4 protein-coding genes are annotated in these 6,761 nt (G+C 71.5%); 2 read left to right on the plus strand and 2 right to left on the minus strand.

Annotated elements, in window-relative coordinates; translation table 11 throughout:
• The first annotated feature begins 206 nt into the window (after nucleotides 1-206).
• Nucleotides 207-851, plus strand: coding sequence for a ribosome hibernation-promoting factor, HPF/YfiA family (hpf, locus tag NMK34_RS05700; protein ID WP_318332505.1), 645 nt, complete (start codon nucleotides 207-209; stop codon nucleotides 849-851).
• Between the two features lie 43 nt (nucleotides 852-894).
• Here hpf and NMK34_RS05705 read toward each other — a convergent pair whose 3' ends face one another.
• Together NMK34_RS05705 and NMK34_RS05710 are read right to left on the minus strand one after the other, a co-directional pair.
• Nucleotides 895-2,001, minus strand: a complete 1,107-nt coding sequence (locus NMK34_RS05705; RefSeq protein ID WP_318332506.1) for a GNAT family N-acetyltransferase — start codon at nucleotides 1,999-2,001, stop codon at nucleotides 895-897.
• The gene (locus tag NMK34_RS05710; RefSeq protein WP_318332507.1) at nucleotides 1,998-3,155 is read right to left on the minus strand and encodes a GNAT family N-acetyltransferase; all 1,158 of its coding nucleotides are present in this window, start codon (nucleotides 3,153-3,155) and stop codon (nucleotides 1,998-2,000) included. Before NMK34_RS05710 ends, NMK34_RS05705 begins: the two co-directional genes overlap by 4 nt.
• A gap of 169 nt (nucleotides 3,156-3,324) precedes the next feature.
• On the opposite strand from NMK34_RS05710, the gene secA reads away from it, so the two are divergent.
• The gene (gene secA, locus NMK34_RS05715) at nucleotides 3,325-6,225 is read left to right on the plus strand and encodes a preprotein translocase subunit SecA (RefSeq protein ID WP_318332508.1); all 2,901 of its coding nucleotides are present in this window, start codon (nucleotides 3,325-3,327) and stop codon (nucleotides 6,223-6,225) included.
• Nucleotides 6,226-6,761 lie beyond the last annotated feature (536 nt).

The raw sequence follows: 6,761 nt of genomic DNA on the forward strand, positions 1-6,761 counted from the left end.
TTCGCGACCGCCTTCGGCAACCAGGGGTGACGGGTGGCCGTACAGGAGTTAGCGTTTCGGTGTCGGGGGTAGTGAGGGTCAAACCTTCCCCCGGCATTGGAAGGAGGCGTAGCCGAACAACACCGGTCGACGCCGAGCGGGGCCCTCCCGGGTGCGTCGACCGGATCTGATCCGGACCGAACGACCGTCCGAACAAGGGAGGTCACGTGGACATCGTGGTCAAGGGCCGTAACGTCGAAGTGCCGGACCATTACCGGGTGCACGTAGCCGAGAAGCTCGCGAAGATCGAACGCTACGACCAGAAGCTCATTCGCGTGGACGTCGAGTTGTTCCACGAGCGCAATCCACGCCAGGCGGACACCTGCCAGCGGGTGGAGATCACGTGCGTGACGCGCGGCCCGGTGATCCGGGCCGAGGCCTGCACGAACGACTTCTACAGCGCGCTCGACGCCGCCATCGCCAAGCTGGACACGCGATTCCGCCGCGCGGCGGACCGTCGCCGGGTACACCGCGGACGGCACGCGCCGATCTCCGTGGCCGCCGCGACCGCCGGCCTGCCAGTGGCCGACCTCGACGGTCCCGGCCTGGCGGCGCTCGACGGCCACGGCACCGCCACCGCGCTCGCCGAACGCCCCGACGAGAGCGGCTACACCGAACCCGACGACCAGCCGTGGCACATCGCCCGGGCGAAGGTCCACCCCGCCGAACCGATGACCGTCGACGACGCGCTGTTCCAGATGGAACTGGTCGGCCACGACTTCTACCTGTTCCAGGACAAGGAGTCCGGCCGCCCGAGCGTGGTCTACCGGCGGCACGCGTACGACTACGGGATCATCCAGCTCGACACGTGACCCCTTGACCGGTCAGGACGGGCCCCCGCGCGGGGGCCCGTCCTCAGTTCTCGTCGGTGGCGAGCCGGCCGTAGACCACCGAGTCGACACGGACGCCGCCCGGGCCGGGCAGCCGGCCGCGCAACAGCCCCTCCCGCCGGAAGCCGGCCCGTTCCAGCACCCGCTGCGAGGCGACGTTGTCCGGCCGGGTGCCGGCCCACAGCCGGGCCACCCCGACGCCGAACGCCCACCCGGCGACCAGCCGGACCGTCCGGGCCGCCAGCCCGCGCCCGCGCGCCTCGGGCAGCAGGCTGTAGCCGAGCATGGCCTGCCCGGTTGCCGGCTCGTCGTAGAACAGCGCGCACCCACCGACGACGGTGCCGGTGACCGCGTCGAGGATCGCCAGGTCGGCGGCCTCGCCCGCGAGCCAGCGGCTCGCCGCCAGCCGGCACCGGCGCGCGAGCGCCGCCCGCTCCGGCGCCACCGGCGGCACCCGGTTCGCCACCACCTCGGGCAGCGAGTGCAGCCGGTACAGCACGTCCGTGTCCGCCGGCTCCACCGGGCGCAGCGTCACCACACCGTCGGTGAGCCGGCCGTCCGGCAGGTCCGGCAGCAGGCGGGCGACCGGCCCGGGCGGGTCGTCGGCCAGCCGCACCCAGGCGATCAGATCCCGGCGTACGCCGTCGCCGTCCACGCCCGCCGCCCGGCGTACGCCCTCGTGCCGGTAACCACCGGCCAGGGCGATGCGCTGGCTCGCCACGTTGTCCGTCCGGGTGAGCAACTCCAGCCGGGCCGCGCCGGCGGTGAACGCCCGCTCGGTCAGCAGCCGGGTGGCGGCGGTCGCCACGCCCCGCCCGCGCGCCGCCGCTCCCACCCAGTAACCGATCTCGTACGTCGCCCGCTCCGCGCTGAGCCGGGTCAGCCCGATGCTGCCGAGCAGCCGGTCGGTGGCCGGGTCGGCGATCGTGTACGCGGCCCCGCCGGCCGCCCACGCCGCGGGCGCGCCCTCGTCGATCCACCAGCGGGCGGCGTCTTCGTCGTACGGGTCGGGCAGCAGGGGCATGAGCCGGCGGATCTCCGGGTCGGTGCACCCGGCCACCATGTCCGGTACGTCCGCGAGGTGGCACGGCCGCAGCCGTACGCCGTACCCCTCGATCGTCTCCGGGGTCACGCCAGGTCGCCCGGCAGCAGGCCGCCGATCCAGACGTCCTGCCGCTCGCCGCGGTGCTGGACGCCGCCGCGCAGCGTGCCCTCGACGGTGAAGCCGGCCTTCTCGGCGGCCCGCCGCGAGGCGGTGTTGCCCACGTTCGCCCGCCACTCGATCCGGGCCAGGCCGAGCGTGGTGAAGCCCCAGGCGCACACCGCGGCGAGCGCGGCCGGCAGGTAGCCCCGTCCGCGCGCGTGCGGCGCGGTCATGTAGCCCACGTCGGCCATCAGCGGGTCGTTCGGCAGCAGGCGCAGGTCGATCGAGGCGACGTACTCGTCGTCCGGGTCGGCCACGGCGAACGTCACCGCCGTGCCCCGCGCCCAGGCCGGGCGCACCAGGTCGCGCAGGAAGCCCTCGGCGTGCTCCGGCCGGTACGGGTGCGGCACCGTGGTCCAGCGGATCGTCTGCTCGTCCTGGCAGGTGCGGGTCACCGCGGCCAGGTCGCGTTCCTCCAGCGCGCGCAGCCGCAGCTCGGTGTCGCCGGCGGTGGCGAACAGGACCGGCTGCGGCCGGCCGAAGACCGCCGCGCGGCGGGCCTGGAGCGTGTCCGGGCCGTAGGGGACCGGGTCGCCGGCGGCGGCGACCTCGCCGGGGAGCAACGAGCCGATCCAGCCCTCGGTCCGGCCGCCGGGGCTGGGGTCGGCCAGTCGCAGCTCACCCTCGATCCGGAAGCCGGCGCGTAGCGCGACCAGCCGGGAGGCGTGGTTGCCGATCTCGGCCTGCCAGGTGAGCCGACGCAGCTTGAGCACGTCGAACGCCCAGCGGGCGAGCGCGCGGGTGGCGCGGACCGCGACGCCCCGGCCCCGGGCCCACGGCGCGGTCCAGTAGCCCACCTCGGCCGAGTCCCGCGCACGGTCGACGGAGACCAGGCCGAACGAGGCGAGCAGCTCACCGGTGCCGGCGTCGCAGACCGCGAAGAGCGCAGCGGTGCCCTCGGCCCAGGCGGTGGCGCTGATCGTGGTGACGTACTCCGTCGCGTGCTCCGGCAGGTACGGGCGAGGTACGGTGGTCCAGCGCTGGATGTCCGGATCCTGGCAGGCGCGGTACACCGCGTCGGCGTCCTCCGCACGCCACGGGCGCAGCAGCAGGCCGTCCTCGATGATCTCCACAGGCTCCATCCGAGCCATCGTGCCGGATCGTTCGCGCACGGCGTAACCCGATTAGCGGCCGGTGGCGCACGGTCGCGGCGTTATGTCGGGTTCCGGAGCCCGGACCGCCGCCACCAGTGACCATCGTCGCCTCGGAGCGCCTACGATGGTTCGAGACCGTCTAGGGGAGCGTTGATCCGTGTCGATTCTGGAAAAGTTCCTTCGCGCCGGCGAGGGCCGCATGGTGCGTCGGCTGAAGGCCATCGCTGCCGCCGTCAACTCGATCGAGGACGACTACGTCAACCTCAGCGACGACGAGCTGAGCGGCATGACCGACCAGTTCAAGGAGCGGCTCGAGGATGGCGAGACCCTCGACGACCTGCTGCCCGAGGCGTTCGCGGTGTGCCGTGAGGCCGCCTCGCGGGTGCTCGGCCAGCGCCCCTACGACGTCCAGGTGATGGGTGGCGCGGCGCTGCACTTCGGCAACATCGCCGAGATGAAGACCGGTGAGGGCAAGACGCTCACCTCGGTCATGCCGGTCTACCTGAACGCGCTCGCCGGCAAGGGCGTGCACGTGATCACGGTGAACGACTACCTGGCCGAGCGTGACGCCGCCTGGATGGGCCGCGTCCACGAGTTCCTCGGCCTGCGCGTCGGCGTGGTGCTGCCGAACCGGCCCGCCAGCGAGCACCGCGCGGCCTACGAGTGCGACGTCACGTACGGCACCAACAACGAGTTCGGCTTCGACTACCTGCGCGACAACATGGCCTGGTCGAAGGACGAGCTGGTCCAGCGCGGCCACTTCTTCGCCGTGGTCGACGAGGTCGACTCGATCCTGATCGACGAGGCGCGTACCCCGCTGATCATCTCCGGCCCGGCCGAGCACTCCGCCCGGTGGTACCAGGAGTTCGCCACCGTGGTGGCCCGGCTCCAGCCCGGCACCGACGGCGAGGGTGACTACGAGGTCGACTACGCCAAGCGCACCATCGCCATCACCGAGCGCGGCGTGGCCAAGGTGGAGGACCGCCTGGGCATCGACAACCTCTACGAGTCGGTGAACACCCCCCTGGTCGGCTACCTGAACAACGCGATCAAGGCCAAGGAGCTCTACAAGCGCGACAAGGACTACATCGTCAACGACGGTGAGGTCCTGATCGTCGACGAGTTCACCGGCCGCATCCTGCACGGCCGCCGCTACAACGAGGGCATGCACCAGGCGATCGAGGCCAAGGAGGGGGTGGAGATCAAGCAGGAGAACCAGACCCTGGCCACCATCACCCTCCAGAACTACTTCCGCCTCTACGAGAAGCTGTCCGGCATGACCGGTACCGCCCAGACCGAGGCGGGCGAGTTCAACAAGGTCTACAAGGTCGGCGTCGTGACCATCCCGACGCACCGGCCGATGGTCCGGCTCGACCGGCCCGACGTCATCTACAAGACCGAGAAGGCCAAGTTCAACGCCGTCGTCGAGGACATCGCCGAGCGGCACGAGCAGGGCCAGCCGGTGCTGGTCGGCACCGTATCGGTGGAGAACTCCGAGATCCTGTCGCACATGCTGCGCCGCCGCGGCATCCCGCACTCGGTGCTGAACGCGAAGTTCCACGCCAAGGAGGCGGAGATCGTCGCGCAGGCCGGGCGCAAGGGCGCGGTCACCGTCGCGACGAACATGGCCGGCCGCGGTACGGACATCCTGCTCGGCGGCAACCCCGAGTTCCTCGCCGCGAACGAGCTGCGCCAGCGCGGGCTCGACCCGGTCGAGCAGCCGGAGGAGTACGCCAAGGCGATGGAGGAGATCCTCCCGACCTGGAAGCAGGCGTGCGACGTCGAGGCGGAGGAGGTGGCCGCCGCCGGTGGGCTCTACGTGCTGGGCACCGAGCGGCACGAGTCCCGCCGGATCGACAACCAGCTCCGCGGTCGCGCCGGCCGGCAGGGTGACCCGGGCGAGTCCCGCTTCTACCTGTCGCTCCAGGACGAGCTGATGAAGCGCTTCCGGGCCGGCGCGGTCGAGGCGGTGATGGACCGCTTCAACATCCCGGAGGACGTGCCCATCGAGTCGAAGATGGTCACCCGTCAGATCAGGAGCGCCCAGGCCCAGATCGAGGGCCAGAACGCCGAGATCCGCAAGAACGTCCTCAAGTACGACGAGGTGCTGAACAAGCAGCGCCAGGTGATCTACGCCGAGCGCCTCCGGGTGCTCAACGGCGAGGACCTGTCCGACCAGGTCCGCAACATGATCGACGACGTGGTGACCGCGTACGTGGTCGGCGCGACGAGCGACGGCTACGCCGAGGACTGGGATCTCGACCAGCTCTGGTCGAGCCTGAAGCAGCTCTACCCGGTGGGGATCACCATCGAGGAGCTGGAGGAGGAGGTCGGTTCCCGCTCCGGCATCGACCAGGACTTCCTGCTCGCCCGCCTCAAGGAGGACGCGCACGCCGCGTACGACAGGCGCGAGGAGAACCTCGGCGAGGAGGCGGTCCGCCAGCTCGAGCGCATGGTCCTGCTCCAGGTGATCGACCGTAAGTGGCGCGAGCACCTGTACGAGATGGACTACCTCCAGGAGGGCATCAGCCTGCGGGCGTACGCCCAGCGCGACCCGGTCATCGAGTACCAGCGCGAGGGCTTCGACATGTTCGCCTCCATGATGGACGGCATCAAGGAGGAGACCGTCGGCTTCCTCTACAACCTGGACGTCCAGGTCGAGGAGGCGGAGCCGGAGGCCGAGGAGGTGCAGCTGCTGGACAAGCCGGTGGAGATCCGGGCCAAGGGTCTCAACCGCGCGCCGCAGCAGCAGGGCCTGCAATACTCGGCGCCCGCCGTGGACGGCGAGGCCGGCCGGGGCGCTCCGGTGATCGAGCGGCCCGAGCAGCAGGCGCCGGCGCTCGGCATCGGCCAGCAGTCCTCGGAGCGCCCGGCCGCCACCACGCCGCGCCGTGCACCGGCCGGGGCGAGTGGCCAGGCGGTGGCCGCCAGCACCGCCCGGCGGGCCGCTCCCGGCCAGGTCGACGGCGGCGAGGGCCCGTCCCGTAACGCGCCCTGCCCGTGTGGCTCGGGCCGCAAGTACAAGCGCTGCCACGGTTCGCCCAACGGCGGCAACTGACCCGAACGAGCGCCCGACGGGCCCCGGCCACCAAGGCCGGGGCCCGTCCCCGCTTCCCGCCCCGGGTCCCCGCCCGTCCCCGCCCCGGGTCCCCGCTTCCCGCCCCGGGTCCCGCCCGTCCCCGCCCGCCCTGCCTGCCCCGCGATCTTGCAGTTTCGGCCCTCGTCGTGCCCGGTTCATGCCGATTTCGGGGGGTCGAAAGTGCAAGATCGGCGCCGGTGTAGCGCGGGCGTGGGCCGGAGATCCTCGTTCGGCCAGCTTGCTGCTGCGAGTCCTGTTGAGTGAGATCGACGTTCCGTCTGGTGGGAACGGTGGAGATCTTGGTAGGAAAAGGCCCCTATGGGGGCTGTTCAGTCCCATGACATCTGTCAGCGTTGAAGTCCCGATACATGTGTCACGTGGTAGGGATCTTGGGTCGGGTGGTATGTGCTGCCGGGCATGGCTTCTCGGCGGCATGTTATGAACCTGCTGGACGCGCTGCTGGCGGCGGGGGTTCGGGTGAACGCGGCCGAGTTCGCGCGTGAGCACGGGGTGTC

The organism is Micromonospora sp. BRA006-A, assembly GCF_033433935.1.
Taxonomy (GTDB): Bacteria; Actinomycetota; Actinomycetes; order Mycobacteriales; family Micromonosporaceae; genus Micromonospora; species Micromonospora aurantiaca.

Bases quoted from the DNA above. Each gene is read 5' to 3' on its own strand.
- NMK34_RS05710 (WP_318332507.1), bottom strand. From the start codon at position 3,155: ATGGAGCCTGTGGAGATCATCGAGGACGGCCTGCTGCTGCGCCCGTGG.